Consider the following 26,991-nt stretch of genomic DNA (forward strand, 5'->3'; position numbering starts at 1 on the left):
GACCTCACTGGCTGCGGTATACCAGGTGTACCCAGGTTGCAGGTGGTGCGACGATGGACGTTATGGGGGACAAGGCAACTCTGTTGGAGACAGGGCGTTTTGTGCAGCCTGCCGATTTTTCGGAGTCGACGGGCGACTTGTCGCAGCCCATGGACCGGGACGAGACCGGGGAGGCTGCCGAGGAGGCACGTCAGCGCCTTGCCGCGCAGACCGGTGACGTCGAGGCGATGAGCGTCCTCGGCGCCCTCCTGCTGCGCCGCGGCGACCTCGACGGAGCCGAGCCCCATCTGCGTGCCGCCACCGCCGCGGGCGACCGGGCCGCCGCCAACAACCTGGGTGTCCTGCTGCACCAGCGCGGTTACGCCGAGGACGCCGCCGGCTGGTGGCGGATCGCCGCCGTCGCCGGATCCGCCGCGGCCGCGCACGCGCTGGGACGCCACCACCGTGAGCGGGGCGACGAGCCCGCCGCCGAGTACTGGCTGCGCCAGTCCGCCGAGCAGGGGCACGCGCTGGGTGCCTACGCGCTCGCCGACCTGCTGGAGCACCGCGGGGACACGGGCGCCGAGCAGTGGATGCGGATCGCCGCCGAGCGGGGGCACCGGGAGGCTGCCTACCGGCTGGCCCGCGCGCTCGACCGCCGGCTGGGTCCCGAGGGGGACGTCGGGGACGACCACGGTGCGGGGGCCGAGGCCGAGCAGTGGTACCGGCAGGCCGCCGCGCGGGGGCACCGCCGGGCGGCGCTGCATCTCGGGGCGATACTGGAGCGGCGCGGTGCACTCAAGGAGGCCGGGCGCTGGTATCTGACGTCCGCCAAGGACGGGGAGGCGCGGGCCGCCTGCGCCCTCGGGTTCCTGCTGAGGGACGCCGGTGACACCGAGAGCGCCGCCGTGTGGTGGCTGCGCGCCGCCCAGGACGGGGACGGCAACGCGGCCAACGCGCTGGGCGCCCTGCACGCCGAGCGCGGCGAGTCGCAGACCGCCGAGCGCTGGTACCGGGCGGCGATGGACGCCGGTGACGACAACGGCGCGTACAACCTGGGGCTGCTCTGCGCCGAACAGGCGCGGACCGCGCAGGCCGAACAGTGGTACCGGCGGGCCGCGTACGCGGGGCACCGGGAGGCGGCCAACGCGCTCGCCATTCTGCTGCTCCAGGGCGGGGACACAGCCGGGGCGGAGCCCTGGTTCTCCAAGGCCGCGGAGGCCGGGAGCGTCGACGCCGCGTTCAACCTCGGGATCCTGTTCGCCGGGCGGGGCGAGGAAGCTGTCGCTCTGCGGTGGTACGAGCGGGCGGCTGCCGCCGGACACACCGAGGCCGCGCTGCAGGTCGGCATCGCCCGGCTGCGGGACGGGGACGAGACCGAGGCCGAGCGGCACCTGCGGTGTGCGGCGGGGGGCGGCAGCGCGGAGGCCGCGTACCGGCTGGCGACCGTGCTGGACGCCCGGCGGCCGCCGGTGCCCGCGCACTCGCTCGGTGAGCCGGTGCACGCGGGGAAGAGCGAGTGCGAGGAGTGGTACGAGCGGGCGGCCTCCCAGGGGCACCGGCGCGCTCAGGTGCGGGTGGGCATGCTCGCCGCCGCTCGGGGTGATGTCGTGGAGGCGGCCCGGTGGTACCGGGAGGCCGCGGAGGCGGGGTCCCGGAACGGAGCCTTCAATCTGGGGCTGCTGCTCGCCAGGGAGGGCAGTGACCCGGAGGCCGCCGTGTGGTGGACCCGGGCGGCCGACGCGGGGCACGGGCGGGCGGCGTTGCGATTGGCCCTCGTCTACGCGCGTCGGGGGGAGCTGGCCGAAGGGCAGCGGTGGGCTGATCGGGCGGTGGCTCTGGGGCCGGCCGAGGTGTCCGAGCGGGCTGCTCGGCTGCGGGACGCGTTGCGTGAGGAGCTGTCGGCGTAGCGATGCGCGGCGGAGCGCTGGAAGCGATTTGCCTCTGGCCTCCTCCTTCACGTAACGTTGCATTCATCGCCGCGGGGTGGAGCAGCTCGGTAGCTCGCTGGGCTCATAACCCAGAGGTCGCAGGTTCAAATCCTGTCCCCGCTACTGAAGGCCGAGGGCCGGAATCCGAAAGGGTTCCGGCCCTCGGTGTTTCTCAGGGGCGGTGGCCCACCGCCTCCTCGTACAGGGTTCTGTTCACCGTCTTCGATTCCGGCAGCGGCTCGCCCTCCGCCACGCCCTGGGACGCGTACGCCGCCTGCAGCCGGTCCGTCGTGCCGGACCTGATCTCCCAGTCCATGCGCAGGGACGGGGTGGACCTGAGGACCGCCTCGTCGGTCTTCAGGAGTTTCGCCAGGTAGGTGACGAAGGTCGCATCCGACTTGTAGTCGGCCGCGAAGTAGGTGTTCACCGTGCGGATGTACGCCCGCAGCAGGGCGACCCCGGCGTCCACGTCGTCGTTCAGCAGCCCGGGGCCGTAGAGCATGCCGCCCAGGGGCTCGCCGACCGGCTGGCCGCCGAGGAAGGCGTAGCCGGGCTCGCCGTCGACCCTGCGCCAGACCGGGTCCAGGAGCCAGGCCGAGTCGACACCGCCGTTCTGCAGGGCCGTGAGGACGTCGGCCGAACCGAGCTGCTGGTACTGGATCTCGTCGAGGCCGCCGCCGTGCCTCTCGAGGGCCTTCTCCATGGGGTACGCGATCACCGAGCCCTTGCCGATCATCGTGCCCATCCTGCGGCCGGCCATCTTCGCCTGGTCGCCGGTCTCGCCGTCCTTCAGCCGTACCCACAGGCCGCTCTTCGACTTCGGGTCGGGCGAGAAGTTCGCGGCGACCCAGCGGATGTCGAAACCGCCCCGGACGCCGTTCATGACCGCCGCCTCGGGGGCCGCCCACAGCGCGTCGATGTCGCCCTTGGCGAGGAGGGGCAGCGAGTCGGGGGTCGGCAGCACCTTCAGGGTGACATCCAGACCCTCCTTCTTGAACTCGCCCTTGTCGAGCGCCACTTGGAGTGGTGCCACGTACTCCGCGTTCAGTGTGCCCGTCGCGATCGTGAGCTTGCGGGGCTCGGAGAGAGGGGCAGGGGCGGGGGAGCCGGGCGCGCAGCGGGCCGGGGTGCGGGCCGGGGAGAGGTCGGCGGGGTCCGTCCAGGAGTCCGCGCCGCAGCCTGCCACCGGGCGGACGGTCCGCGTCCCACCCCCGCCCGCCTTCGACTCCGAGCTCGTCGGATCTTGTGACGCCGTGCATGCTGTCGACGTCAGCAGGAGGGCTGCGGTCAGTAGTGCGCCGTAGAACCGTGGTTTCACGACTGGCCCCTTCCGCGGTCCCTGGGTGCCCATGGGGTGAGCAAGCGGCCCACGATGCGGACCAGTTCGGAGAAGAGGACTCCCAGGGCGGCCACGCAGACGATGCCGACGAACATCACGTCGTTCTGGAACAGTGCGCGCGAGTCGAAGATCAGGTGGCCCAGGCCGTTCGTCGCGGCGATCTGTTCCGAGGCGACGATCACCAGGACCGCCACGCCCGCCGCGATCCGGGCGCCGACCAGGACGGCCGGGAGGGAGGCGGGGAGCAGGACGTGGCGGAACATCTGCCACGGGGAGGCGCCGAAGACCTGGCCCGCGTCGCGGTGGCCGGAGGGGATCGAGATCACCGCCGACATCGTCTGGATCCATACGAAGAAGAAGACCGTCGCCGCCACCAGGGCTATCTGGGGGCCCTCGCCCAGGCCGAACATGTTCAGAAAGACGGGCAGCAGGGCCAGTTTCGGGACGACGTACAGGGCGTCCAGCAGGGGTTCCAGAGCTGCCCTCACCAGGGGCAGCGAGCCCATCACAAGGCCCAGCGCGTAGCCCGTGGCCGTGCCGATCGCGTAGCCCGCCAGGACGCGTTTCGTGGTCGCCCACACGTCCGGCCACAGGTCGCCGGCCGCCGCGCGGTCCCAGCCGTCGGCGAGGATCGTGGAGGGGGCGGGGTAGACGCGGTCGTCCAGCCAGGCCTGGGTGGCGGCCAGCTGCCACAGGAGGACCAGGAGCAGGGGGACCGCTGTCGCCAGGGTCAGTTCCAGGGCTCGTCTGCGGCGGTGGGTGCGTACCGGGTGCAGCTCTTCCGGGCCCGGGCGGCGTACGAGTACGGAGACCTTCTCGGGAGCCACGGTCGTCATGCCGGTATCGCCTCCTTGCGCAGCAGGTCCCACAACTCGCTCTTCAGGGACGTGAATTCGGGTGCCGAGCGAATGTCGCCGGTGCGCGGGCGGGGGAAGGGCGGGCGGTGTTCGGCGATCAGACGGCCCGGGCGGGCGGACATCACCAGGACGCGGTCACCGAGAACGATCGCCTCCTCCAGGCTGTGGGTGATGAAGAGGGTGGTGGTGCGCAGGGTCTGCGTGATCTCCAGCAACTCGTCCTGGAGGATCATGCGGAGTTGGGCGTCCAGGGCGGCGAACGGCTCGTCCATCAGGAGCAGTTCGGGTTCCACGGCGAGGGCGCGCGCTATCGCGACACGCTGGCGCATGCCTCCCGAGAGGGTCGCCGGGTACGCGTCGGCGAAGTCCGACAGGCCCATGCGGGCCAGCCACTCGTCGGCACGGGTGTTCGCCTCGCGGCGTGGGACGCGCTGGATGTCCAGGCCGAAGCGGACGTTGGCCCGGACGGACTTCCAGTCGTAGATGCCGTAGTCCTGGAAGATCATGGCTGCCGGGCGCGATGCGGTCGTGCGGATCTCCAGGGTGCCCGTGCTCGGGCGGAGCAGGCCCGCGGCGATACGCAGCAGCGTCGACTTGCCGCAGCCCGAGGGGCCGACCAGACAGACGAACTCGCCCGGGTCGACGGTGAGGTCGAGCGGGCCGAGGGCTTCGACGGAACGGGGCGGGCGGCCGAAGGTGCGGGTCAGGGCGGTGGCGTGGAGTTTGGGGCGCGGATGGTCCGGGGCGGACTGCGGTGGCGGTTCTCCCACGGTGGGTTCGGGGTGCGGATCTCCCACGGTTGCTCCTTGCGGAGTTCGGTACGGAGAGGGGGTGGCCGCACGACGATATGACGGTCCGTCAGATTCAGGAACCCCGTGGGCAGCACAAAGCCCCGGCGTCCGCGAGGGATGCCGGGGCTTTGTGCTTGGCGCTTCGCGCTTGGGTGAAGCTGTTACGCCGCCGCGCAGTTCGGGCAGACGCCCCGGTACGTCACCTCGACGCCCGAGACGGTGAAGCCGAAGCGCTCCGAGTCGGGAAGCTCGGTCAGCGGGTCACCCGTGGGGTGGACGTCCCGGATGGCGCCGCACTGGGCGCAGACCAGGTGGTGGTGCGGTCGGTGGGCGTTCGGGTCGTACCTCTTGGCGCGCTTGTCGGTGGCGACCTCGAGCACTTCGCCGAGGCTGACCAGCTCGCCCAGCGTGTTGTAGACGGTCGCCCGGGAGATCTCGGGCAGCTTGGCCACGGCGCGCGCGTGGACCTCGTCGGCCGTCAGGTGGACGTGTTCGCCGTCGAGGACCTCGGCCACGACGCGCCGCTGCGCGGTCATCCGCCAGCCGCGGCCGCGCAGTCGTTCCAAAAGGTCGCTCATGCGTCCCAGCCTAACAGCAAGGGACCAGAATCCGAATGGGTGTGATTTTGGATGCCTGCTGGATTTGGATCGAGTCCAGATCAGGAGCGGGCCGGTACACGCTGTCGGACGGGTGCCCAGCAGCGGATGATGTCGCGGACCGAGACGATGCCCGCGGGCTCGCCGCGGTCCAGGACGATGAGGTGCCGGAAGCCGCCGTGGGTCATCGCGTGCGCCGCCTCCTCCAGGGTCCAGGTCGGGGCGGCGAAGACGACGTCGGTGGTGGTGTGGGCGTGGGCGTACTCCGCGTCCGGGCTCTGGCCGAGGCCCACGGAGTTGAGAAGGTCGCGCTCGGTCAGTATGCCGATACCGGTGCCGTCGGGATCGAGGACCACGGCCGCGCCCACCCGACGGGTGGACATCAGGGCGGCGGCCTGGCGGAGAGTGTGGGCGGGGCCGATGGTGAGGACCACCGTGCTCATGGCGTCGCGGACGAGCATGGGTTCGCAGTCACCTCCTGGGAGCCGGTGTGTCAGTTCACCGGTTCACAAGTTCACAAATGAGGGTCCCCCCAGAGTCGCAGGTAAAGCGAGGGTCAACAAGAGGGCGCACGCCGCCAATTGAGGGCGTGCGTGCTCAGATGTGCTCCCCGGAAGCGCTCCTCGGTCCCTGGCGGCGGATCGCCGGCGGCGTCTCTGGCAGCGGGTCTCTAGTAGCGCTCGTTGAGGTAACCCAGGAACTCGTCGTGGAGCAGGCCGTTGGAGGCGGCCGCGTTGCCGCTGTGTGGGCCGGGGCGGCCGTCGAGGCCGGTGAAGGTGCCGCCGGCCTCCGTGACGACGATCGCGTTCGCGGCCATGTCCCAGAGGGAGAGCTCCGGCTCCGCGCAGAGGTCGATCGAGCCCTCGGCGACCATCATGTACGGCCAGAAGTCGCCGTACGCGCGCGTGCGCCACACCTCACGGGTCAGGTCCAGGAAGCCGCCGAGGCGCCCCTGGTCCTCCCAGCCGGTGAGGGAGGAGTACGCGAACGAGGCGTCCGAGAGCTTGCCGACCTTGGAGACGCGCAGGCGGGACGCCGCGGAGAGGCTGCGGCCGGTGTAGGCGCCGTGGCCCTTCGCGGCCCACCAGCGGCGGCCGAGGGCGGGGGCGGAGACCACACCGACGACGGGCTGGTAGCCGCCCTCCGCCGCCTCCATCAGGGAGATCAGCGTGGCCCAGACGGGAACGCCCCGCACGTAGTTCTTGGTGCCGTCGATGGGATCGATGACCCAGCGGCGAGGGCCGGTGCCCTCGATGCCGAACTCCTCGCCGAGGATGGCGTCGCGGGGACGGGCGCGCTTGAGGTGGCCGCGGATGAGTTCTTCCGCCGCCTTGTCCGCCTCGCTGACCGGGGTCATGTCCGGCTTTGTCTCGACCTTGAGGTCCAGTGCCTTGAAGCGCGCCATGGTGGTCGCGTCGGCCGCGTCCGCGAGGACATGGGCGAGACTGAGGTCGTCGAGGTAGTCGGGCATGTGGCGAACGGTATCTGTCGGTGTCGGTACGAGGCCAGCGGGCCCGGTGTGTGGACGGTGCGGGGGTTCGTGCAGACAGGGCCCGGTTTCACTCGCCCACGCTCGTGAGGCGCCGCCGCGCACGCCCCTTCATGTCCCCGCGAACCCTTGACAGTGCTCCCGTGCGCGTCAAATCTGGGCGCAGAGCTGCTTGCTCCCTGGGAGGCGATGATGCCTGCTGCGCGGGAATCGCTGCTGGATGCCGCTTATACGGCATTGGCGCGTCGGCCGTGGTCCGCCGTGAGGATGGTGGATGTCGCGGCGACGGCCGGAGTGTCCCGGCAGACGTTGTACAACGAGTTCGGGAGCAAGGAAGGGCTGGCCCGCGCGCTGGTCAGACGAGAGGCCGACGGGTATCTCGTCGGCGTCGACCGGGCGCTCACCGCGCACGGCGACGCCCGGGAGCGGCTGACCGCGACCGCCGAGTGGACCACCGCCTCCGCCCGGGAGAACGCGCTGGTACGGGCCATGCTCACCGGCTGCTGGAGTGAGCGGCTGCCCTCGCCGACCCTCTCCGCGGTGCCGTCCTCCTCCGCGGTGCCGGCGCAGCGCCGGGCCGACGGAGCGTTGCCGTCGCCCGGCGACTTCGTGGCACTGGTGCGCGACCGTGCCGTGTCCGTCCTCGCCGGACCCGGTGTGCACAAGTCGGACGTCCCCGACCTCACCCGCTCCTGCGAACTGGCCGTCCGGCTCGCCCTGTCCTGTGTCGCGGCCCCGCCGGGCGAGGGCGGGGTCGGGGACCTGGTGCGGAGCGCTCTGCACCGGCAGCCGGTGTGATCTAGTGCGAGGACCCCGACAGCTGGAGTCCGATCACGCCGATGATCACCAGGCTGATCGAGACGATCTTCAGTGTCGAGACGAGGTCGTCGAAGAAGATCATTCCGTAGATCGCGGTGCCCGCCGCGCCGATGCCGGTCCACACCGCGTACGCGGGGCCGACGTCCAGCTTCTTCAGGGACAGGGTCAGCAGGCCGAAGCTGCCGAGGGCGAAGATGCAGAACGCGATCGTCGGCCACAGTCGGGTGAAACCGTGAGAGAGCTTCAGACACACGGCGAAACCGGTCTCGAGCAACCCGGCCACCACCACCAGCAGCCACGCCATGTGCTGTCCTCCCGTATGTCCGGCTCGGTGCGATTATGCACTTACCGAACTCGCGTATGGCCAAACCATGCGGAGGTCAGTCCCCCGGCCCGCTCCCTCAGTCCCCCTCCGTCCGCTCCCGCGTCGAGAGCAGCCGCCGCAGGGAGTACAGCCGGGCCGGATCGGCGTGCCCCTCGGCCACCCACGCGTCCAGCGCGCAGTCCGGCTCATCATGACTGCACGCGCGCGGGCAGCCCTCGGTTCCCGGCACCAGGTCGGGGAACGCGAGGATCACGCGGGAGGGGTCCACGTGGTGGAGGCCGAACGACCGTACGCCCGGTGTGTCGATCACCCAGCCGGCGTCGCCCGCCAGGGGAAGCGCCAGCGCCGAGGTCGTGGTGTGGCGGCCGCGGCCGGTCACCGCGTTCACATGACCCGTCACCCGGCGCTGCTCCACCGGGACCAGCGTGTTGACCAGAGTCGTCTTGCCCACGCCCGAGTGACCGACGAAGGCCGTGATCTTGCCGTCGAGGTGGTCGCGCACCACGTCCGCCGCGCTGCCGCTCTCCAACTCCTCGCGGCTGGTGACGACGTACGGGATGTCCAGGTGGCCGTACAGCTCCAGCAGCTTGTCGGGCTGGGCCAGGTCCGACTTCGTCAGGACCAGCAGGGGGGTCAGACCGCCGTCGAAGGCAGCCACCAGGCAGCGGTCGATCAGACGGGGGCGGGGTTCCGGATCGGCGAGGGCCGTGACGATGGCGAGCTGGTCGGCGTTGGCGACGACCACGCGCTCGTAGGGATCGTCGTCGTCGGCTGTGCGGCGCAGGACCGAGGTGCGCGGCGAGATGCGGACGATGCGGGCCAGGGTGTCCTTCTCGCCGGAGAGGTCGCCGACGATGTCCACCCGGTCCCCGACGACCGCGGCCTTGCGGCCCAGTTCGCGGGCCTTCATCGCCATGACGACCCTGTCGTCGACCAGACAGGTCAGACGGCCCCGGTCGACGGTGAGGACCATGCCCTCGACCGCTTCCTCGTGCTTGGGGCGGATGTTCGTACGTGGACGGTTGCCCTTGCGGTTCGGGCGGCTGCGGATGTCGTCCTCGTCGGTGTGCTTGCCGTAGCGGCGCATGGCGTGAGTCCCCTACGCCTTCTCGCTCCCGAGCATCCCGCTCCACATGTCGGGGAAGTCCGGCAGGGTCTTGGCCGTCGTCGCGACGTTCTCGATCTGTACGCCCTCGACCGCGAGGCCGATGATCGCGCCGGCCGTGGCCATGCGGTGGTCCTCGTAGGTGTGGAAGATCCCGCCGTGCAGCCGGCGCGGGCGGATGTGCAGACCGTCGGCCGTCTCGGTGACGTCACCGCCGAGCTCGTTGATCTCCTTGGTGAGCGCGGCCAGCCGGTCCGTCTCGTGCAGGCGCAGATGGGCCACCCCGCGCAGGCTGGAGGGGGAGTCCGCGAGGGCCGCCAGCGCCGCGATGCCGGGGGTCAGCTCGCCGACCTCGCCGAGGTCGACATCGATGCCGTGGATCGCACCCGAACCGGTGAACACCAGGCCGTACTCGGTGAGTTCGCAGGAACCACCCATCTCGGTGAAGATCTCGCGCAGCCGGTCACCGGGCTGGGTGGTGTGGCGCGGCCAGTCCGGTACGACGACCTTGCCGCCGGTCACCAGCGCCGCCGCCAGGAACGGCTGGGCGTTGGAGAGGTCGGGCTCGACGGTGAGGTCCCGGCCCAGCAGGGCACCCGGCGTGACCCGCCAGACGTTCGGCTCGCCGCCCGACTCCGGGGTGTCCACCTGGGCGCCCACCGCGCGCAGCATGTCCACGGTCATCCGGATGTGCGGCATCGACGGCAGGGCGGAGCCGACGTGGCGGACCTCGACGCCCTGGTTGAAGCGCGGACCGGACAGCAGGAGCGCCGACACGAACTGGGACGACGAGGACGCGTCGATCTCGACCGGGCCGCCGTCCAGGGCGCCCCCGCCGTGCACCGTGAGCGGCAGCGCGCCGCGGCCGTCGTCGTCGATCCGGGCACCGAGGACGCGCAGGGCGTCGATCACACCGTTCAGGGGGCGTTCGTACGACCTCGGGTCGCCGTCGAAGTGGATCGGGCCGTCGGCGAGCGCGGCGACCGGTGGCAGGAAGCGCATCACCGTGCCGGCGTTGCCGACATCGATCGTGGCCGGGCCGGCGAGGCCCGTCGGAAGCACCCGCCAGGCCTCGCCCGAGCCGTCCGGGCCCACGCCCTCCTCGATCGCCACGCCCATCGCCCGCAGGGCGCCCGCCATCAGCAGGGTGTCCCGGGAACGCAGCGGGCGGCGCAGCCAGCCGGGCTCGGAGGCGAGGGCGGCCAGCACCAGCGCGCGGTTGGTGACCGACTTGGACCCGGGCACATGGACCGTTGCGTCGACGGCTCCGCTTGCGTGGGGGGCGGGCCAGAGGGCGGTGTCTGCGGGGTTCGAGGCCATGGGGTCCACTTTAGTGGGGGTCGTCCGTGGGAGGCGGCGCCGTCGTGGCTGGTCGCTCCCCCACTCTCGGCTTCGCTCGAGCGGGGGGACCCCCATCGCGGCGGAGCCGCCGGTGTCACGGCCCCGCGCCCCTGAGCCGGCTGGTCACACCTCCAGCAACCAACGGCCCCCGCCGATCAGCGAGCACAGCGACACCGCGTGGAACAGGAACAGCCACAGCCCCGCCGGGACGTTCGTGAGGCGGGAGAGCTGGTCCGCGTCCGAGTCGCCGGCACCGCCACGCGCCCGCTTCGCCTGAAGCTCGAAGGCCGGACGCACCCCGCCGAGCAGCAGGAACCACACCACGGCGTACGCGAACGCCGCCTGCACCTGGGGCCCGGCGAGCCAGGACACCACCACGAAGGTGCCGCCCGTGAGCACCACCGTCAGCGCCCCGTACGCGTTGCGGATCATCACCAGCATCACCACCAGCAGGGCCGTCGCCGCCCACAGCAGCAGGGTGATCCGGCCGGCGGCCAGCAGGGCGGCGCCGCCGAGGCCGAGCAGCGGGGGAGCGGTGTAACCGGCCGCCGCCGTGAGGATCATGCCGATCCCGTGCGGCTTGCCCCGGCTGACCGTCAGTCCGCTGGTGTCGGAGTGCAGCCGTATGCCGGTGAGCTGACGTCCCGTGAGCAGGGCGACCAGGCCGTGGCCGCCCTCGTGGGCGATGGTGATGGCGTTGCGCGAGAGCCGCCACAGCGTGTGCGGGACAACTATGGCGAGCGCCGCCACCATGGTGGCCAGCACCACCCACAGGTCGGGGTCGGGTTGCAGGCCGACGAGGCGGTCCCAGAGGTCGGGCAGCGCGGTCGATGCGGTGCTGTCCATGTTTCCCGGTGGCTCCCTCTCCTCGTACGGAGTCTGGCAGTGTGGCACGTATGTGCGGACGGTATGCAGCGAGTCGTGGGCCCGAGGATCTCGCAGGAATCTTTGAGATCGAGATGGGGGTCCCCCCAGGGCGAGCGGAGTCGAGCCTCTGGGGGAGGGAGCCCGAGGAGACCCTGGAGCCCGACTACAACGTGGCCCCGACCAAGGAGGTTTACGCCGTCCTCGACCGTCCCCTCAAGGACGTCGAGGATCCGCGACCGGTTCGGCAGCTGCGGAAGCTGAAGTGGGGGCTGGTCCCGAGCTGGTCGAAGACCCCCGAGGGGGCTGCCCGGATGATCAACGCGCGTGCGGAGACCGTGCACGAGAAGCCGTCGTACAAGAGGGCCTTCGCCACCCGCCGCTGCATCATCCCGGCCGACGGCTACTACGAGTGGGTCACCGGGTCCGGCGAGCGGGAGCTGGAGGTCGAGGGCAAGAAGAAGCGGCCGCGCAAGCAGCCCTACTTCGTGCTGCCCGCCGACGGCTCGGTGTTCGCGATGGCCGGACTGTACGAGTTCTGGCGCGACAAGACCCTGCCCGACGACCACCCGCAGGCCTGGTGGACGACCTGCTCCGTGATCACCACCGAGGCGGAGACGGGCCCGCTGGCCGTCTCCCCGGCCGACGGCCCGCGCTCGCTCGCCGACATCCACCCCAGGATGCCGCTGATGCTGACCCCGGACCGCTGGGACACCTGGCTCGACCCGTCCCGCACCGAGCTCGACGACCTGCGCTCCCTGCTCGCGGCGCCGCCCGAGGGGCTGATGCGGGCTTATCCGGTGAGCACGGCCGTCAGCAACGTCCGCAACAACGGGCCGGAGCTGCTCAAGGAGCTGGAGGGGCCGGAAGAGGGCACACTCTTCTAGCCTTCTGGTGTGAAGACCGAGATCATCAGCACGGAGGCAGGGGACGCCCGCATCACCTGGCACCCGGCGAACAAGGCGCGGCGCGTGCTGGCCGTGAGCCATGGCGCCGGCGGCGGTATCGAGGCACGGGACCTCCAGGCGCTCGCCCGGGTCCTCCCCGGCCATGGCGTGAGCGTCGCTCTGGTCGAGCAGCCCTGGCGGGTGGCCGGCAAGAAGGTCGCGCCCGCGCCGAAGACGCTGGACGTGGGATGGCGGGGCGTCTGGCCCTCGCTCGTGAGGCCCGGCCTGCCGGTGATCTCCGGCGGGCGCAGCGCCGGGGCCCGGGTCGCCTGCCGTACGGCCGTGGAGCTGGGCGCCGCCGCCGTCCTCGCCCTGAGCTTCCCGCTGCACCCGCCCGGTCGGCCGGAGAAGTCCCGCGCCGGGGAGCTGCTCGGATCCGGGGTGCCCACCCTGGTCGTACAGGGCGGCAACGACCCGTTCGGGAAACCGGAGGAGTTCCCGGACGGATCCTTCGAACTGACCGAGGTGCCCTACGGCGATCATGGCTTCGCCGTGCCGAAGCGGGCGCAGATCACTCAGGAGGAGGCCGTGACGGTCATCACGGACGCGGTCGTGAAGTGGCTCGGGTCACTGGGGTGAAAGCCCGGGAATGCTGCGCCGCGAACCTCTGTTGAGGCGGACAGAAGCGCTGAAGAGCAGCGCAGACCGTCGTAGGAGAGGAAGACCGCCGCATGGGTTCGACCTTCTGCCCGAGCCGCAGCAGCCGCGCTGACCTGGACTGGACGGTGCTGCATGCGGCCAAGACCACCCCGATTCGAGGGGCGGCCGGGACGGGTAGTCGTCTATCCTCCAATTCCGGTGGCACCGGTTTCGGTGCTGCCCGGAATCTTGAGGAGGTGGGTCCGGTCACTGGGATCGACGCAGGGACCGACAACGGCCAGGCGGAGCAGCCCGAGGGCCAGGGCGCGAGCACGGAGTCGACTGCGGAGCGCACTGCGCGCTTCGAGCGGGACGCGCTCGAATTCCTCGACCAGATGTACTCGGCCGCTCTGCGTATGACGCGCAATCCGGCCGACGCCGAAGACCTGGTGCAGGAGACGTACGCCAAGGCGTACGCGTCCTTCCACCAGTTCCGTGAGGGGACCAACCTCAAGGCGTGGCTGTACCGGATCCTCACCAACACGTTCATCAACTCGTACCGCAAGAAGCAGCGCGAACCCCAGCGCTCCGCGGCCGAGGAGATCGAGGACTGGCAGCTCGCCCGCGCCGAGTCGCACATGTCGACCGGTCTGCGCTCCGCCGAGTCGCAGGCGCTCGACCACCTGCCCGACTCGGACGTGAAGGAAGCGCTCCAGGCGATCCCCGAGGAATTCCGCATCGCCGTCTACCTCGCTGACGTAGAGGGCTTTGCGTACAAGGAGATCGCGGACATCATGGGGACACCCATCGGAACGGTGATGTCCCGACTGCACCGGGGCCGCCGTCAACTGCGCGGCATGCTCGAGGACTACGCCCGTGAGCGCGGGCTCGTCCCGGCCGGTGCCGGAGAGTCGAACGAAGCGAAAGGCTCGGGCTCATGAGCTGCGGAGAGCCGCACGAGACGGACTGCAGTGAGGTACTCGATCATCTCTACGAGTTCCTCGACAGTGAGATGCCGGACGTCGATCGCGTCAAGTTCAAGCAGCACTTCAACGAGTGCTCTCCGTGCCTGGAGAAGTACGGTCTCGAAGAGGCCGTCAAGAAGCTCGTCAAGCGGTGCTGCGGCCATGACGACGTGCCGACCGACCTGCGCTCCAAGGTGCTGGGGCGGCTCGACCTGATCCGCTCCGGACAGGCCGTGCCCGAGCACGACGTGACGGCCTCGCCGGTGACACAGCAGGAGTCCTGAGCGTCCGGTCGTCGTTCACTCGAACGTGCTAATCGGCAGGTGATCGGCCCACACCACCTCCCCTCGCCGTCCTAGGCTCCTCGCAGCTGTGCGGACTCGGGGCTGGAGGGGCGAGATGGAGGCGGTGCCGGCACGCGCGCGTGCGTACGTCGCCTGTGTCGCCGTAGCCGCACTGCTCTGTCTGCTGCCGCTGCCGGCCGTACGCACCCCCTGGTGGGAGGTCGCGCTGCTCGCTGCGCTCTCTGCCGGATGTGAGCAGGTCGCCGCGCGCTGGCGGTTCGCCGGCACCTTCCTTCCCGTGCTGCTCGCCGGCGCCTTTCTGCTGCCGCCCCCGGCCGCCGCCCTCGTGGCCCTGCCGGGGGCGCTGCTGTCCCCGGTCGAGCAGCGCCCGCGTGGGCTGCGCCGTGTCTGGCGGGCCGCGCAGCTCATGGTGGGGGTGTGGGCGGCCGCACGGGTGCACGGGGCGACGGGCGGCCGGGACGCGGTCGTGGCCTCCGACTTCCCGTACGCGCTGGTCCCGGCCGGGGCCGCGGTGCTCGTCTTCTGCCTGGTGCTGAGCCTGCTGGACGGGGGGATTCTGGCGCTGGCCGAGCGGATTCCCGTACGGCGGGCCTGGCGCGGCCTGTTTCTCCGCTCTCTCGCCCCCGTCGCCGTACACGGGCTGGCCGGGCTCATGATGGCCGTCCTGTGGCGCAGTCCCTACGGTCCTGTTGCCGCGTTGCTGGTGCTGCTGCCGATGTGTGTGTCGTGGTGGGTGTTCGCGCAGTACCACCGGGAACGCGCAGCCCACCAGGCGACCATCCGGGCGCTGGTGCAGGCAGTCGACATCAAGGACGAGTACACGCGCGGGCACAGCGAGCGGGTCGGGCAGGCGTCGATGATGATCGCGCGGGAGCTCGGCATGGACGACGCCAGGATCGAGGTGCTGCGGTTCGCAGGGATTCTGCACGACGTGGGAAAGCTCGGGGTGCCGACGCGGCTGCTCAGGAAGGACGGGCCGCTGACCCCTCAGGAGCGGCGGATCATCGAGCTGCATCCCGAGTACGGGCACGAGATGGTCCGGGGCATCTCCTTCCTCGGGGAGGCCCGGGCCGCCGTACTGCACCACCATGAGCGGCTGGACGGGAGCGGGTACCCGTACGGACTGACAGGGGGCCAGATACCGGAGTCCGCACGGGTCGTGGCCGTGGCCGATGCCTTCGACGCGATGACGTCCACCCGCTCCTACCGACGGGCCAGGCCCGTCTGCGCCGCGCTGGAGGAGCTTCAGCGGTGCGCCGGCAGCCAGTTCGACCCACGGATGGTGACGGCCCTCGTCCGCGCCCTGTCCCGGCACGGCTGGCATCCGGCGGTCACGGCCGACGAGCCCGGTGTGCCGCGTCCTCGTCCGGCGGTCACCGGGCGGCCGGGGGTACGCCGTTGAGCGCCCGGAGCGCGCCCAGGACGTCCCACCGGGTGCCGCCCCTCCTCACCCTGGTCCACACCTCCGCCGCTCTCCTCGCCACCGGCTCGCTCGCCTTCGTCCTCTGGACCGGTCTCGAGGAGCGCGGCACCGCCCTCACCTTCGGGGTGCTGATCGCGGTCGGTGAACTCAACCGCCGCGGCGGTCTCCATGTCAGGGAGGCCGCGCCCCTCGGTGCCGCCGGGGCGCTGTCCTACGCCCTGCTCGGCGAGAACGCCAGTGCGCCCACGCATCACGGCGTCGTCCAGGTCGTCACCGTCGTCCTCGCCGCCTCCCTCGTCGGCAGCGTGCCGCACGTCGGACGCGGACAGGGCCCCACCGCCGACCAGCTCGCCCGCCGCGTCCTGACCGTCGGATTCGCCGCCGTGTGCTTCCAACCCCTGTACAACCAGGGGACCTTCGCGCAGTGGAGCGGTCCCGCGTACGCCCTGCTCCTGCTCGCCCTGCTCTCGCTCACCGCGCTGTGCGACGCCGTGCTCGCGGCCGCCCTGGCGCACTCCCGCACCCGCTGGCCCTTCTGCCCGCTGCTCAGGGACGAGCTGCGGACCCTGCTCGGCATCGGGTCCGCCGTCGTGGCCACCGGGGCCGTGATGGCGCTCGCGGTCGCCGTCGCGGGACTGTGGGCACTGCCCGTCTTCTCGGTCCCGTTGCTGCTCACCCAGCTCTCCGTCCGCCGGTACGCCGCGGTCCGTTCCACCTACCGGCAGACCATCGCCTCCCTCGCCCGTGCCACCGAGATAGCCGGGTACACGCCCGCCGGGCACGCCCGCAGGGTCGCCGCGCTCAGCCGGGAGGTCGGGCGCGACCTGGGACTGTCCCGGCCCGAGCTCACCGTCCTGGAGTACGCAGCCCTCATGCACGACATCGGCCAGCTGAGCCTCGTCGACCCGGTGCCCGCGGGCGCCACCGCGGGCCTGCCCCTCGTCGAACAGCGCCGTATCGCGCTCCTCGGCGGGGCCGTCGTACGGCAGACGGGTGTGGACGCGGCCGTCGCCGTGGTCGTGGAGCGGCAGGCCGACCCCTGCCGGGAGCAGCCCCTGGCCGCGCGGATCGTGCGGGCCGTGAACGCGTACGAGGAGAAGGCGCGGGACGCCGGACCCGGCGGGCCACTGACCGCGCTCGAGGAGCTGCGCCTGGGCACCGCGGGGGACTACGCTCCGGAGGTCGTGGAGGCGCTGGCCAGGGTGCTGTCGAGAGACTGTCTGACCTCCCCCGTGACGGGGTAACCCATGGGTAATGAGCGCCCTTCCAAGCACACGTGGTTGGATGCGAGAGAGAGGGTGTCCGGGGGCACAGCCAGCCCACTCGACGGAACTGGCAGGCGGGAATCGTGAGGATCTTCGGCAAGGGACGGCACCGGCCCTCCGCCTCCTGGCGGCAGGCCACGGACCGCGCGTTCACGCTGATCGGCGACGGCCGCTACGAGGACGCGGGCGCGCTGCTGACACGTGCCGCGGACCTGGAGCCGTGGCTGTCCGAGTCCTGGTTCAACCTCGCCCTGCTCCACAAGTTCCGGCACGACTGGGAGCAGGCACGGGCCGCGGGCCTCAGGGCCGTGGCGCTGCTCGACCGGGAGACCGGGGCGCCCGACTGGTGGAACGTCGGCATCGCCGCGACCGCGCTCCAGGACTGGCCGCTGGCACGGCGGGCCTGGCAGGCGTACGGGCTGCGGGTGCCGGGAGGGGCGACGGCGGCCGGTGAGCCGCTCGGCATGGACCTCGGCAGCGCGGCGGTACGGCTGTCCCCCGAGGGGGAGGCCGAGGTGGTCTGGGGGCGGCGGCTCGACCCGGCCCGGATCGAGGTGCTGTCCATTCCGCTGCCGTCCTCCGGGCGGCGGTGGGGCGAGGTCGTGCTGCACGACGGGGTGCCGCACGGCGAGCGGACCACGGCGTCCGGGCATGCCTATCCCGTCTTCGACGAGATCGAGCTGTGGGCTCCCTCACCCGTCCCCACCTGGGTGGTCCTCCTTGAGGCGGCCACCGAGGCGGACCGGGACGCGCTGGAGCAGCTCGCGGCGGACGCCGGGTTCGCGGCGGAGGACTGGTCGTCGTCGGTGCGGTTGCTGTGCCGGATGTGCTCCGAGTCGCGGATGCCGTCGGACGAGGGCGACGGGGAACACCTGGACCCCCATGACCACAGCGAACCGGGACACCCCGGGCCCCTGGGGCACCGCACGGACGGTCAGCTGTGGGTGCCGGAGCGGGAGTGCGGGGTGGCTGCGCCGGCCTCGCTCGTACGGGGCCTGCTGGACGGGTGGGTCGCGGACAGCCCGGACTCCAGGGACTGGCGGGATCTCGAAGAGGTCTGCTGACCGTTCGCCGTACCCTGTATCAGCGTCACACCCTCTTTGTTCTTTGTTTGTGCAGGAAGGCGATCCGTAGGTCATGGCCCAGCAGGACACCGATCAGCAGCACGCGGGCGTGCTCCCCGTCGACGACGAGGGGTTCGTCATCGACACCGAGGACACTGAGGAGCGGGAGAACGCCTGGCGTGAGCGCGGCACCTCGCGGCCCATCACCGTCGTCGGGAACCCCGTGCTGCACAAGGAGTGCAAGGACGTCACCGAGTTCGGTGAGGAGCTCGACCAGCTGGTCGCGGACATGTTCGCCAGCCAGCGCACCGCCGAGGGCGTCGGCCTCGCCGCCAACCAGATCGGCGTCGACCTGAAGGTCTTCGTGTACGACTGCCAGGACGACGAGGGCCGGCGGCACGTGGGGGTCGTCTGCAACCCCAAGCTCGTGGACCTGCCCGCGGACAAGCGCCGCCTCGACGACAGCAACGAGGGCTGTCTGTCGGTGCCCACCGCGTACGCGCCGCTCGCCCGCCCCGACTACGCCGAGGTCACCGGGCAGGACGAGAAGGGCAATCCGGTCAAGGTCCGCGGCACCGGCTACTTCGCCCGGTGCCTGCAGCACGAGACCGACCATCTGTACGGCTACCTCTACATCGACCGGCTCTCCAAGCGCGAACGCAAGGACGCGCTGCGGCAGATGGCCGAGAACGAGCCCCGCTACCCCGTGGTCGCGAACGACTGACGCCTCACAACTGCCGCCCGTACGGCGCCTGCTCAGGAATCACTCCCCGAACAGGCGCCGTTCGCATGTGCGTCGTACGTTCGATGGGACGCGTCGCGATACTCCCCCGGCAGCGAAACCGTCGCGGCCACGGTCATGTGGTTGCTCCAGGCTCTTGCCGCACACCCGGAACACGCGGACAAGGTGTGCGCGGAAGTCGAATCGGTCACCGGTGGACGTCCGGGCGCTCACCTACAGGAACTGTCCGGTGATCGAGGTCATGCGTTTACGGCCCGCCGTGTGGATATTGACGCAGCGGGCGGTGCGGGACACGGAACTCGGTGGCTGTCGCATTCCGGCCGGGGCCGACGTCGTGTACGGCCCGTATGCGATCCAGCGCGATCCGAAGTCGTACGACGACAGTCAGGAGTTCGATCCCCTGCGCTGAAGTCCGGAGCGGGCCAGGTCCGTGCCGAAACACGCCATGAGTCCGCTGGCACGGGTAACCGGAAGTGCCCGAGCGACCATTTGGCGATGGCCCAGCTGAGGCTGATCACGGGGGCGCCGGCCCGGAAGTACCGCTTCGACCAGGTGCCCGGATCCGACGACACGCCACGGGTGGGCATCACGCTGAAGCCGGCCGGGCTGTTGCTGAAACCCGTACCGAGGACGTAGGTCAGGCGGCCGCCTCCGGGCCCTGGAAGGTGCGCCGGTAGGCGTTCGGGGTGGTGCCCACCGCGCGCAGGAACTGGTGACGCAGCGCGGCCGCGGTGCCGAACCCCGCCCGGCCGGCGATCGCGTCCACCGTCTCGTCCGTCGCCTCCAGCAACCGCTGGGCCAGCAGCACCCGCTGGCGCAGGATCCAGCGGTAGGGAGTCGTACCCGTCTCCTGCTGGAAGCGGCGGGCGAAGGTGCGCGGGGACATGTGCGCGCGCTCGGCGAGCTGCTCGACGGTGACCTCCTCGTCGAGGTGCTGCTCCATCCACACGAGCACCTCGCCGACGGTGTCGCACTTCGACCGGGGCAGCGGCCGCTCGATGTACTGCGCCTGTCCGCCGTCCCGGTGCGGCGGTACGACCATCCGCCGGGCGATCTTGTTGGCGACCTCGGTGCCCTGCTCCTTGCGCACGATGTGCAGACAGGCGTCGATACCGGCGGCGGTGCCCGCGGAGGTGATCACCGGGTCCTCGTCGACGTACAGGACGTCCGGCTCGACCGTCAGCCGCGGATACGCGAGCGCCAGCTCCTCCGCGTGGTGCCAGTGCACGGTGCAGCGCCGGCCGTCGAGCAGTCCGGCCGCGGCGAGCACGAAGACGCCGGAGCACACGCTGAGCACCCGTGCCCCGCGGTCGACCGCGTTGCGCAGGGCCTCCAGGAGCTCGGGTGGAAAGTCCCGCGTCTCGTAGCGGGCGCAGGCCGGCACGGTGATCAGGTCGGCCGTCTCCAGCCGCTCCAGGCCGTGTTCGACGTGTACGGCGAAGCCCGCGCGGGAGGTCAGCGTCGGGCCCTCGGCCGAGGCGACCGCGAAGTCGTACACGGGCAGTCCGTCGTCGCTGCGGTCGGTCCCGAAGACCTCGCAGACGACACCGAGCTCGAAGGGATTCACACCGTCCAGGACGACAGCGGCCACGTTCTTCAGCATGCTGCCAGTGTGCCTCAGGGGTGGCAGTAAATCGAGGGTGTGCGGCAGTCCTGCCACTGTTTGTCAGCAGTCAACGGCGCGAGAGTAGTGACATGACTTCAGCGCAGACAGAAGGACTGATCGCCATGCTGACTGTTTTCACCCTCCTCGTCCTCCTGGTCCTCCCGTCGGTGATCGGGATCGTGCACGACCGTCGCATCGACCGGCAGATCCGCGAGGCCGAGCGGGCCCGCCGGGAGACCGAGGGGCAGCTTCCCGAAGCGCGGCGGCCCGCGCGGCAGCGCTACTTCACCCGCACGGTGACCCACCACTCCTGAATGCCCTTGCACGAGACCCGGCCGGTCTCGGCGGCGCACAGCGGACGTGAGGAACTGAGCCGTACCGTGCCCGCCGACACCGCCTGGTACGCGGCGTTCGCATCGCCCGGCAGCAGGACGACCCCGCTGTTGGTGGCCTTGAGACCACTGCCCTCGACGGCGATCGGCTTCCACGGGCGGCTCTTCGTCCCGTCCAGGCCGACCCGGACCGTGTTCCCCACCGCCAGGCAGACCGTGTCACCGCTGTCGGCCGCGTCGAGCCCGGACCCGGAGGCGCAGCCGGATGAGGGCGCGGCGGATGACGGCGCGGCGGATGACGGCGCGGCGGATGACGGCGACGGCGACACGGTGCCGCTGCCGTCGCCCCCGTCGCTGCCGGCTTGGCTGCCACAGCCCGCGCTCGCGAGCAGCAGGGTCAGCGCGGCGAGCGCGAGGGTCGTGTGACGGTTCCTAGGGCGCATGAAGGGCCTCCTCTTCCCCTTGGACGTGTGACCCGTACACCTGGATCCAGGCCGGGCCCCGGTCGCGGAAGCCGCGACCGGGGCCCGGTCATGAGGGGGAGGTCAGCTGGTCGTCACGGCGGTGTCGTCGAGGACGAAGCTGGTCTGGAGCGAGGAGTCCTCGACACCGCTGAACTTCAGGGTGACGGTGGAGCCGGCGTACGAGGACAGGCTGAAGGACTTCTGGGCGTAGCCGGAAGCCGCGTTGACGTTGGAGTAGGTGGCCAGGGTGGTCGAACCGGCGGTGACCGTCAGCTTGTCGTAGGCGGTGCTGCCGGTCTCCGCGGTGTCGATGTGCAGGTAGAAGGTGAAGGTGGCCTTGCAGCCGCTCGGCACGGTCACCGACTGGGACAGGGTGTCGGTGTGCGCGGAGCCGTACCCGTCCAGCCAGGCGTAGTACGAACCGGTGTGCGCCGGCTCACTGCTGGAGTTGGTGATGACGCCGCTGGAGGAGGTCCAGGTGGTGCTGCCCGACTCGAAGCCGGGGTTGCCGAGCAGCTGGGACGAGGTGCAGGTGCTGCCGCTGGAACCGACCGTCCAGGTGAAGGAGGCCGAGCCGGAGGCGCCGGTCGAGTCCTTCGCGGTGACGGTGACCTGGTAGGTGCCCGCGGTGGACGCCGTACCGGAGATCTTGCCGGTGGAGCCGCTGATCGACAGCCCGGTCGGCAGGCCGCTCGCGCTGTAGGTGAGGGTCGCGCCGGCGCTGTCGCTCGCGCTGATCTGCAGGCTGGCCGAGCCGCCGGTCGTCGTGGACTGGCTGCCGGGGTTGGTGACGGTCACCGTGTTGCCCGAGGTGGTGCCCGCGGTGAAGGCGGCCGTGCCGTGGGGGGTGCCCCAGCCGGTCGGGCCGTCGTAGCCGGTGGCCGCGGTGCAGAAGTACGAGGTGGAGCAGGAGCCGTTGTTGCCGCTGGTGACGTCGTACAGGTTGCTCGTGTGGCTGTACGGGTACTTCGCGGGGTAGTCGCTGGAGCCCGGGGTGCCCGCCAGGGCGTAGACCCCCGCGATGATCGGCGACGAGGCGCTCGTACCGCCGTAGACGGCCCAGCCGGAACCGCCGTAGGTGTCGTACACGGCCACGCCGGTGGCGGGGTCGGCGACGGCGGAGACGTCGGCCTCCATGCGCTTGGTGCAGCCGGTGTCGGTCTGCCAGCTCGGCTTGGGGTCGTAGGCCGAGCAGCCGGAGCCGGTGCCCTCGGTGGAGCTGGTCTTCCACACGGACTCGGTCCAGCCGCGGGAGTTGGAGGACGTGGACAGCGCGGTGCCGCCGACCGCGGTCACGTACTGGGAGGTTGCCGGGTACTCGGCGCCGTAGGCGGAATCACCGGCGGAGACGGTGATGGCGACACCCGGGTGCTTGAAGTACGAGGTGTCCTCACCGGTCTGCGAGGACGACTCGGAGCCGCCCCAGCTGTTGGACACGAACTTGGCGCCGAGCGCGACGGCCTCGTTCTCGGCGATGCCGAGGTCGGAGTCGTTGGCGGAGTTGGCCTCGACGAGGATGATGTTGCAGTTCGGGCAGACGGCGCTGACCATGTCGATGTCGAGCGCTTCCTCGCCCGCCCAGCCGGTGTCGTTGGTCGGCAGCGAGGTGGTGGAACCGGTCTGGCTGACCTGCTTGAAGCATCCGTTGGCGACCGTGCACGCCGACAGGCCGTAGGTCGAGCGGTAGGTCGCCAGGTCGGCGGCCGCGTTGGGGTCGTTGTACGCGTCGACCACGGCGACGGTCAGGCCCGAGCCGCCCGTCGAGGGCAGGTTGTAGGCACTGTGCAGATTGGCCGGGCTGAGCCCGGAGGGAGTGGCGGCGGCGACCGCGGACGCCAGACGTTGCTTGATGTCGGTCCGGCGCTGGGCGAAGCAGGACGCCTGTCCGGGGGCCGCGGTGGCACACAGGTGCGTGGTCGGCACCTTCTGGCCGGCCTTGCCGGTCGAGTGGAACGTCTGACGGCCGGGTGAGGTGAGCGCCTTGGAGTTCTGGGTGACGCGAGAGGTGTGCGTGGCGGCGGGCGCTGCGTGCGCCGGCACCGAGACGAGTCCCGCCAGGCTGAGGGCGAGGGCGGGTATGGCGGCGGTCAGGAGTCTTCGCAGGTTACGTCCGGACTTGCCGGTGCGTGTCTGACGCATGGGGTACTGCCTCCGTCGGGGGAGTGAGGTTCTCGACGTTGGTGGCAGGCCTTTGACGCGCGTAGCGGCGGCGGTGCGCGATGCCGTCATGGGCATGACACTTGAACGTCCTGTGCATGTGATGTGTGGACATGACAGGACGGCCAGAACGTAACCGGGCCGGACGAGACCGGAACAGATGCCTCAGCAGAACTTTGCCGCCCCATAGGTGGTCCATGGACGGCCGATGGCCGGTCCATGGTCCACTCCCGGCACGGTCAACTCGGGCCGCTGCCGTCGCCGAAGCCGCCGCCTCAGAAGTCCTCGTCGAGATCCACCGTGCCCTCCACCGCGACCTGGTAGGCGGACGGACGCCGCTCGAAGAAGTTGGTCAGCTCCTGGACGCCCTGGAGTTCCATGAAGGAGAAGGGGTTCTCCGAGCCGTACACCGGCGCGAAGCCGAGGCGCGTCAGGCGCTGGTCGGCGACACACTCCAGGTACTGGCGCATCGACTCCGTGTTCATGCCGGGCAGTCCGTCGCCGCACAGGTCGCGCGCGAACTGGAGTTCCGCCTCCACGGCCTCCGCCAGCATGTCGGTCACCTGCTGCTGAAGCTGCTCGTCGAAGAGCTCCGGCTCTTCCTTGCGGACGGTGTCGACCACATCGAAGGCGAAGGACATGTGCATGGTCTCGTCCCGGAACACCCAGTTGGTGCCGGTGGCGAGGCCGTGCAGCAGGCCCCGGCTGCGGAACCAGTAGACGTACGCGAAGGCGCCGTAGAAGAACAGGCCCTCGATGCACGCGGCGAAGCAGATCAGGTTGAGCAGGAAGCGGCGGCGGTCGGCCTGGGACTCCAGCCGGTCCAGCTTCTCGACCTCGTTGATCCACCTGAAGCAGAACTCCGCCTTCTCGCGGATCGAGGGGATGCTCTCGACGGCGTCGAAGGCCGCGGCCCGGTCCGCCGGGTCGGGGAGGTAGGTGTCGAGGAGCGTCAAGTAGAACTGGACGTGGACGGCCTCCTCGAAGAGCTGGCGGCTCAGGTAGAGCCGCGCCTCGGGGGAGTTGATGTGCTTGTACAGCGTGAGCACCAGGTTGTTCGCGACGATCGAGTCGCCGGTCGCGAAAAAGGCCACCAGGCGGCCGATGAGGTGTTGTTCGGCGGGGCTGAGCTTCGCCAGGTCGGAGACGTCCGAGTGGAGGTCGACCTCCTCGACGGTCCAGGTGTTCTTGATCGCGTCCCGGTAGCGCTCGTAGAAGTCCGGGTAGCGCATGGGGCGCAGCGTCAGCTCGAAGCCGGGGTCGAGCAGGTTCTGGTCAGTCATTGCTGTCGGCGCGGAGCGCCGTCCTCCAGGGGTGGTGGTCGGGTGGCGGGCGGGAATTACTGACAGGCCTCGCAGGACTCGGGGTTTTCCAGGGAGCAGGCGACCGCGTCTTCGGGGGCCGGCTGCTGAACGGGGACCGTCGCCTGTGCGGCGCGGGCGATACGGGTCGCCGGGCGCGAGCGCAGGTAGTACGTCGTCTTCAGCCCGGACTTCCAGGCGTACGCGTACATCGAGGAGAGCTTGCCGATGGTCGGCGTCTCCAGGAAGAGGTTCAGGGACTGGGACTGGTCGAGGAACGGCGTCCGCGCCGCGGCCATGTCGATCAGACCGCGCTGCGGGATCTCCCACGCCGTGCGGTACAGCGCCCGTACGTCCTCGGGGATCCACGCGAAGTCCTGCACCGAGCCGTTCGAGTCCCGCAGCGCCTCACGGGTGCGGGCGTCCCACACGCCGAGCTTCTTCAACTCGGCCACCAGGTACGAGTTGACCTGGAGGAACTCCCCGGACAGCGTCTCGCGCTTGAACAGGTTGGAGACCTGCGGCTCGATGCACTCGTACACACCGGCGATCGACGCGATGGTGGCGGTGGGCGCGATGGCGAGGAGCAGGGAGTTGCGCAGTCCGGTGACGGCGATACGGTCGCGCAGGGCCGCCCACCGTTCGGGCCAGGTGAGTTCGACGCCGTAGTGGTCGGGGTGCAGGACGCCCTGGGCGGTACGGGTCTTCTCCCAGGCCGGCAGCGGGCCGCCCCGCTCGGCGAGGTCGGCGGAGGCCTCGTAGGCGGCGAGCATGACGCGCTCGGCGATCCGGGTGGAGAGTTCCTTGGCCTCGGGGGAGTCGAAGGGCAGCCGCAGCTTGAAGAAGACGTCCTGGAGGCCCATCGCGCCAAGGCCGACGGGGCGCCACTTGGCGTTGGACCGCCCGGCCTGCTCGGTCGGGTAGAAGTTGATGTCGACGACCCGGTCGAGGAAGGTCACGGCGGTGCGGACGGTGGCGTCCAGCCGCTCCCAGTCGATGTCGTCACCGGTGACGAACGCGCCCAGGTTCACGGATCCCAGGTTGCACACCGCCGTCTCCCCGTCGTCCGTGACCTCCAGGATCTCCGTGCAGAGGTTGGAGGAGTGGACGACATGGCCCGGGGTGGCCGTCTGGTTGGCCGTGCGGTTGGCGGCGTCCTTGAAGGTCATCCAGCCGTTGCCGGTCTGCGCGAGGGTGCGCATCATGCGGCCGTAGAGGTCACGGGCCGGGATGGTCTTGCGCGCGAGGCCCTGCTCCTCGGCCTTCCGGTACGCGGCGTCGAACTCCTCGCCCCACAGATCGACCAGCTCGGGCACGTCGGCGGGGGAGAAGAGGGACCACTCGGCGTCCGCGTTCACCCGGCGCATGAACTCGTCCGGGACCCAGTGCGCGAGGTTCAGGTTGTGCGTACGGCGGGCGTCCTCACCGGTGTTGTCCCTGAGCTCCAGGAACTCCTCGATGTCGGAGTGCCAGGTCTCCAGGTAGACCGCGGCCGCGCCCTTGCGGCGGCCTCCTTGGTTCACGGCGGCGACCGAGGCGTCCAGCGTCTTCAGGAACGGGACGATGCCGTTGGAGTGTCCGTTGGTGCCGCGGATCAGCGAACCGCGGCTGCGGATACGGGAGTACGACAGACCGATGCCGCCGGCGTGCTTCGAGAGGTTGGCCACCTGGTGGTAGCGGTCGTAGATGGAGTCGAGCTCGTCCTTCGGGGAGTCGAGGAGGTAGCAGGACGACATCTGGGGGTGCCGGGTGCCGGAGTTGAAGAGGGTGGGGGAGGAGGGGAGGTAGTCGAGACGGCTCATGAGCGCGTAGAGCGCGGCGACTTCGTCCAGTGCCCTGACCGTGTCGTCCTCGGCGAGGCCGGACGCCACCCGGAGCAGGAAGTGCTGGGGTGTCTCGATCACCTTGCGGGTGAGGGGGTGCCTGAGGAGGTACCGGCTGTGGAGGGTCCGGAGACCGAAGTAGCCGAAGCGGTCGTCGGCGCCGGTGTCGACCAGGGCGTCGAGCCGCTCGGCGTGGACCCGCACGAACTCGGCGGTGCGGTCGGCGATGAGGCCCTCGCGGTGTCCGACGGCGACCGATCCGGTGAACGAGGTCACGCCCTGCGAGGCGGCCTCCGCGGCGATGGTGACGGTCAGCAGCCGGGCCGCCAGCCTGCTGTACGCGGGGTCCTCGGAGATGAGGCCGGCCGCCGCCTCGGTGGCCAGCTCGCGCAGCTCCACGTCCATTTCGGAGGAGGCACCCCGCGAGGACCGGCCGCGCAGCGCGGCGGCGGCGACCCTGCCGGGGTCGGTGTCGGGGAGGTCGGCGGTCAGCGCGGTCAGGGTCCGCAGCAACGCGGTTCCGGGACCGTCCTCGTCCACAAAGGTGGTCGCTGAAGCCGGGTCGGCTGGCGCGATGGTCAC

Annotated in this window: 26 protein-coding genes, 1 tRNA gene and 1 pseudogene; 13 read left to right on the forward strand and 15 right to left on the reverse strand. The window is 70.8% G+C overall.

Going from position 1 to position 26,991, the window contains the following annotated elements; all coding sequences use genetic code 11:
• Positions 1-53 precede the first annotated feature (53 nt).
• Both QF027_RS31995 and QF027_RS32000 read left to right on the forward strand, forming a co-directional pair.
• The gene (locus tag QF027_RS31995) at positions 54-1,889 is read left to right on the forward strand and encodes a tetratricopeptide repeat protein (RefSeq protein WP_307078573.1); all 1,836 of its coding nucleotides are present in this window, start codon (positions 54-56) and stop codon (positions 1,887-1,889) included.
• Positions 1,890-1,959: 70 nt separating this feature from the next.
• A tRNA-Met gene (locus tag QF027_RS32000) sits at positions 1,960-2,033 on the forward strand.
• Between the two features lie 49 nt (positions 2,034-2,082).
• Here QF027_RS32000 and QF027_RS32005 read toward each other — a convergent pair.
• From QF027_RS32005 to hisN, 6 genes are all read right to left on the reverse strand, one after another.
• Positions 2,083-3,228 carry an ABC transporter substrate-binding protein gene (locus QF027_RS32005; protein WP_307078574.1) on the reverse strand — a complete coding sequence of 382 codons (1,146 nt, stop codon included), beginning with the start codon at positions 3,226-3,228 and terminating at the stop codon, positions 2,083-2,085.
• Positions 3,225-4,085: an ABC transporter permease gene (locus QF027_RS32010; protein ID WP_306976565.1), complete on the reverse strand. Its 861-nt coding sequence runs from the start codon at positions 4,083-4,085 to the stop codon at positions 3,225-3,227. The genes QF027_RS32005 and QF027_RS32010 overlap by 4 nt, the downstream gene beginning before the upstream one ends.
• Positions 4,082-4,876: an ABC transporter ATP-binding protein gene (locus QF027_RS32015; RefSeq protein WP_373431058.1), complete on the reverse strand. Its 795-nt coding sequence runs from the start codon at positions 4,874-4,876 to the stop codon at positions 4,082-4,084. The genes QF027_RS32010 and QF027_RS32015 overlap by 4 nt, the downstream gene beginning before the upstream one ends.
• A 182-nt stretch (positions 4,877-5,058) precedes the next feature.
• Positions 5,059-5,475 carry a Fur family transcriptional regulator gene (locus QF027_RS32020; RefSeq protein ID WP_007384586.1) on the reverse strand — a complete coding sequence of 139 codons (417 nt, stop codon included), beginning with the start codon at positions 5,473-5,475 and terminating at the stop codon, positions 5,059-5,061.
• An 80-nt stretch (positions 5,476-5,555) separates the two neighbouring features.
• Positions 5,556-5,954, reverse strand: a complete 399-nt coding sequence (locus QF027_RS32025) for a CBS domain-containing protein (protein WP_307078576.1) — start codon at positions 5,952-5,954, stop codon at positions 5,556-5,558.
• A 209-nt stretch (positions 5,955-6,163) separates the two neighbouring features.
• Positions 6,164-6,964, reverse strand: a complete 801-nt coding sequence (hisN, locus tag QF027_RS32030) for a histidinol-phosphatase (RefSeq protein ID WP_306976560.1) — start codon at positions 6,962-6,964, stop codon at positions 6,164-6,166.
• Between the two features lie 207 nt (positions 6,965-7,171).
• On the opposite strand from hisN, the gene QF027_RS32035 reads away from it, so the two are divergent.
• Positions 7,172-7,780 carry a TetR/AcrR family transcriptional regulator gene (locus QF027_RS32035; protein WP_307078578.1) on the forward strand — a complete coding sequence of 203 codons (609 nt, stop codon included), beginning with the start codon at positions 7,172-7,174 and terminating at the stop codon, positions 7,778-7,780.
• Between the two features lies 1 nt (position 7,781).
• Here QF027_RS32035 and QF027_RS32040 read toward each other — a convergent pair whose 3' ends face one another.
• The 4 genes from QF027_RS32040 to QF027_RS32055 all read right to left on the reverse strand — a co-directional run bounded on the left by QF027_RS32040 (position 7,782) and on the right by QF027_RS32055 (position 11,418).
• The gene (locus QF027_RS32040) at positions 7,782-8,105 is read right to left on the reverse strand and encodes a DMT family transporter (RefSeq protein ID WP_266522149.1); all 324 of its coding nucleotides are present in this window, start codon (positions 8,103-8,105) and stop codon (positions 7,782-7,784) included.
• Between the two features lie 97 nt (positions 8,106-8,202).
• The gene (gene rsgA / locus QF027_RS32045) at positions 8,203-9,213 is read right to left on the reverse strand and encodes a ribosome small subunit-dependent GTPase A (protein ID WP_307078580.1); all 1,011 of its coding nucleotides are present in this window, start codon (positions 9,211-9,213) and stop codon (positions 8,203-8,205) included.
• A 12-nt stretch (positions 9,214-9,225) separates the two neighbouring features.
• The gene (gene aroA / locus QF027_RS32050) at positions 9,226-10,551 is read right to left on the reverse strand and encodes a 3-phosphoshikimate 1-carboxyvinyltransferase (protein ID WP_306976553.1); all 1,326 of its coding nucleotides are present in this window, start codon (positions 10,549-10,551) and stop codon (positions 9,226-9,228) included.
• Between the two features lie 144 nt (positions 10,552-10,695).
• Positions 10,696-11,418 carry a M50 family metallopeptidase gene (locus QF027_RS32055; protein WP_266522155.1) on the reverse strand — a complete coding sequence of 241 codons (723 nt, stop codon included), beginning with the start codon at positions 11,416-11,418 and terminating at the stop codon, positions 10,696-10,698.
• Positions 11,419-11,468: 50 nt separating this feature from the next.
• Between QF027_RS32055 and QF027_RS32060 the strand changes: the two genes are divergently transcribed.
• The 9 genes and pseudogenes from QF027_RS32060 to QF027_RS32100 all read left to right on the forward strand — a co-directional run.
• Complete coding sequence (locus QF027_RS32060) at positions 11,469-12,323, forward strand: SOS response-associated peptidase (RefSeq protein WP_306976550.1); 855 nt, start codon at positions 11,469-11,471, stop codon at positions 12,321-12,323.
• A gap of 9 nt (positions 12,324-12,332) precedes the next feature.
• Positions 12,333-12,962: an alpha/beta hydrolase family protein gene (locus tag QF027_RS32065; RefSeq protein ID WP_307078583.1), complete on the forward strand. Its 630-nt coding sequence runs from the start codon at positions 12,333-12,335 to the stop codon at positions 12,960-12,962.
• A 257-nt stretch (positions 12,963-13,219) separates the two neighbouring features.
• Entirely contained in the window at positions 13,220-13,903 is a 684-nt protein-coding gene (gene sigR, locus QF027_RS32070; protein ID WP_007384596.1) for an RNA polymerase sigma factor SigR, read from the forward strand.
• Entirely contained in the window at positions 13,900-14,211 is a 312-nt protein-coding gene (gene rsrA / locus QF027_RS32075) for a mycothiol system anti-sigma-R factor (protein WP_306976543.1), read from the forward strand. The genes sigR and rsrA overlap by 4 nt, the downstream gene beginning before the upstream one ends.
• Before the next feature lie 115 nt (positions 14,212-14,326).
• Positions 14,327-15,634, forward strand: coding sequence for an HD-GYP domain-containing protein (locus tag QF027_RS32080; RefSeq protein ID WP_307078585.1), 1,308 nt, complete (start codon positions 14,327-14,329; stop codon positions 15,632-15,634).
• Positions 15,631-16,899, forward strand: a complete 1,269-nt coding sequence (locus QF027_RS32085) for an HD-GYP domain-containing protein (RefSeq protein WP_307078587.1) — start codon at positions 15,631-15,633, stop codon at positions 16,897-16,899. The genes QF027_RS32080 and QF027_RS32085 overlap by 4 nt, the downstream gene beginning before the upstream one ends.
• Before the next feature lie 104 nt (positions 16,900-17,003).
• A complete protein-coding gene (locus tag QF027_RS32090; protein ID WP_118082460.1) occupies positions 17,004-17,984 on the forward strand; it encodes a tetratricopeptide repeat protein in 981 nt (326 codons plus the stop codon).
• Between the two features lie 73 nt (positions 17,985-18,057).
• Complete coding sequence (gene def / locus QF027_RS32095; RefSeq protein ID WP_306976537.1) at positions 18,058-18,708, forward strand: peptide deformylase; 651 nt, start codon at positions 18,058-18,060, stop codon at positions 18,706-18,708.
• A gap of 102 nt (positions 18,709-18,810) precedes the next feature.
• A pseudogene (locus QF027_RS32100) lies at positions 18,811-19,362 on the forward strand (cytochrome P450); the annotation flags it as partial.
• Position 19,363: 1 nt separating this feature from the next.
• Here the strand turns inward: QF027_RS32100 and QF027_RS32105 are convergent.
• Positions 19,364-20,329, reverse strand: a complete 966-nt coding sequence (locus QF027_RS32105; RefSeq protein ID WP_307078590.1) for a GlxA family transcriptional regulator — start codon at positions 20,327-20,329, stop codon at positions 19,364-19,366.
• Positions 20,330-20,454: 125 nt separating this feature from the next.
• On the opposite strand from QF027_RS32105, the gene QF027_RS32110 reads away from it, so the two are divergent.
• Entirely contained in the window at positions 20,455-20,646 is a 192-nt protein-coding gene (locus QF027_RS32110) for a hypothetical protein (RefSeq protein ID WP_306976532.1), read from the forward strand.
• Here the strand turns inward: QF027_RS32110 and QF027_RS32115 are convergent.
• From QF027_RS32115 to QF027_RS32130, 4 genes are all read right to left on the reverse strand, one after another.
• The gene (locus tag QF027_RS32115) at positions 20,613-21,107 is read right to left on the reverse strand and encodes a hypothetical protein (protein WP_307078592.1); all 495 of its coding nucleotides are present in this window, start codon (positions 21,105-21,107) and stop codon (positions 20,613-20,615) included. The genes QF027_RS32110 and QF027_RS32115 overlap by 34 nt on opposite strands.
• 102 nt (positions 21,108-21,209) lie before the next feature.
• Positions 21,210-23,267, reverse strand: coding sequence for a putative Ig domain-containing protein (locus tag QF027_RS32120; RefSeq protein ID WP_307078594.1), 2,058 nt, complete (start codon positions 23,265-23,267; stop codon positions 21,210-21,212).
• A gap of 293 nt (positions 23,268-23,560) precedes the next feature.
• On the reverse strand, positions 23,561-24,568 hold the full coding sequence (locus QF027_RS32125; RefSeq protein WP_307078595.1) for a ribonucleotide-diphosphate reductase subunit beta: 1,008 nt from the start codon (positions 24,566-24,568) through the stop codon (positions 23,561-23,563).
• 56 nt (positions 24,569-24,624) lie between these two features.
• Positions 24,625-26,991, reverse strand: coding sequence for a ribonucleoside-diphosphate reductase subunit alpha (locus tag QF027_RS32130; protein ID WP_307078597.1), 2,367 nt, complete (start codon positions 26,989-26,991; stop codon positions 24,625-24,627).

Origin of the sequence: Streptomyces canus (genome assembly GCF_030816965.1) — a bacterium.
In the GTDB taxonomy this organism is placed as follows: Bacteria; Actinomycetota; Actinomycetes; order Streptomycetales; family Streptomycetaceae; genus Streptomyces; species Streptomyces canus_E.

Coding starts and splice junctions, on each gene's coding strand:
- QF027_RS32025 (WP_307078576.1), bottom strand. CDS start 5,954: ATGCTCGTCCGCGACGCCATGAGCACGGTGGTCCTCACCATCGGCCCC.
- QF027_RS32010 (WP_306976565.1), bottom strand. CDS start 4,085: ATGACGACCGTGGCTCCCGAGAAGGTCTCCGTACTCGTACGCCGCCCG.
- QF027_RS32080 (WP_307078585.1), top strand. CDS start 14,327: ATGGAGGCGGTGCCGGCACGCGCGCGTGCGTACGTCGCCTGTGTCGCC.
- QF027_RS32020 (WP_007384586.1), bottom strand. CDS start 5,475: ATGAGCGACCTTTTGGAACGACTGCGCGGCCGCGGCTGGCGGATGACC.
- QF027_RS32040 (WP_266522149.1), bottom strand. CDS start 8,105: ATGGCGTGGCTGCTGGTGGTGGTGGCCGGGTTGCTCGAGACCGGTTTC.
- QF027_RS32115 (WP_307078592.1), bottom strand. CDS start 21,107: ATGCGCCCTAGGAACCGTCACACGACCCTCGCGCTCGCCGCGCTGACC.
- QF027_RS32055 (WP_266522155.1), bottom strand. CDS start 11,418: ATGGACAGCACCGCATCGACCGCGCTGCCCGACCTCTGGGACCGCCTC.
- QF027_RS31995 (WP_307078573.1), top strand. CDS start 54: ATGGACGTTATGGGGGACAAGGCAACTCTGTTGGAGACAGGGCGTTTT.
- aroA (WP_306976553.1), bottom strand. CDS start 10,551: ATGGCCTCGAACCCCGCAGACACCGCCCTCTGGCCCGCCCCCCACGCA.
- rsgA (WP_307078580.1), bottom strand. CDS start 9,213: ATGCGCCGCTACGGCAAGCACACCGACGAGGACGACATCCGCAGCCGC.
- QF027_RS32060 (WP_306976550.1), top strand. CDS start 11,469: ATGTGCGGACGGTATGCAGCGAGTCGTGGGCCCGAGGATCTCGCAGGA.
- def (WP_306976537.1), top strand. CDS start 18,058: ATGGCCCAGCAGGACACCGATCAGCAGCACGCGGGCGTGCTCCCCGTC.
- rsrA (WP_306976543.1), top strand. CDS start 13,900: ATGAGCTGCGGAGAGCCGCACGAGACGGACTGCAGTGAGGTACTCGAT.
- hisN (WP_306976560.1), bottom strand. CDS start 6,964: ATGCCCGACTACCTCGACGACCTCAGTCTCGCCCATGTCCTCGCGGAC.
- QF027_RS32125 (WP_307078595.1), bottom strand. CDS start 24,568: ATGACTGACCAGAACCTGCTCGACCCCGGCTTCGAGCTGACGCTGCGC.
- QF027_RS32035 (WP_307078578.1), top strand. CDS start 7,172: ATGATGCCTGCTGCGCGGGAATCGCTGCTGGATGCCGCTTATACGGCA.
- QF027_RS32120 (WP_307078594.1), bottom strand. CDS start 23,267: ATGCGTCAGACACGCACCGGCAAGTCCGGACGTAACCTGCGAAGACTC.
- QF027_RS32110 (WP_306976532.1), top strand. CDS start 20,455: ATGCTGACTGTTTTCACCCTCCTCGTCCTCCTGGTCCTCCCGTCGGTG.
- QF027_RS32105 (WP_307078590.1), bottom strand. CDS start 20,329: ATGCTGAAGAACGTGGCCGCTGTCGTCCTGGACGGTGTGAATCCCTTC.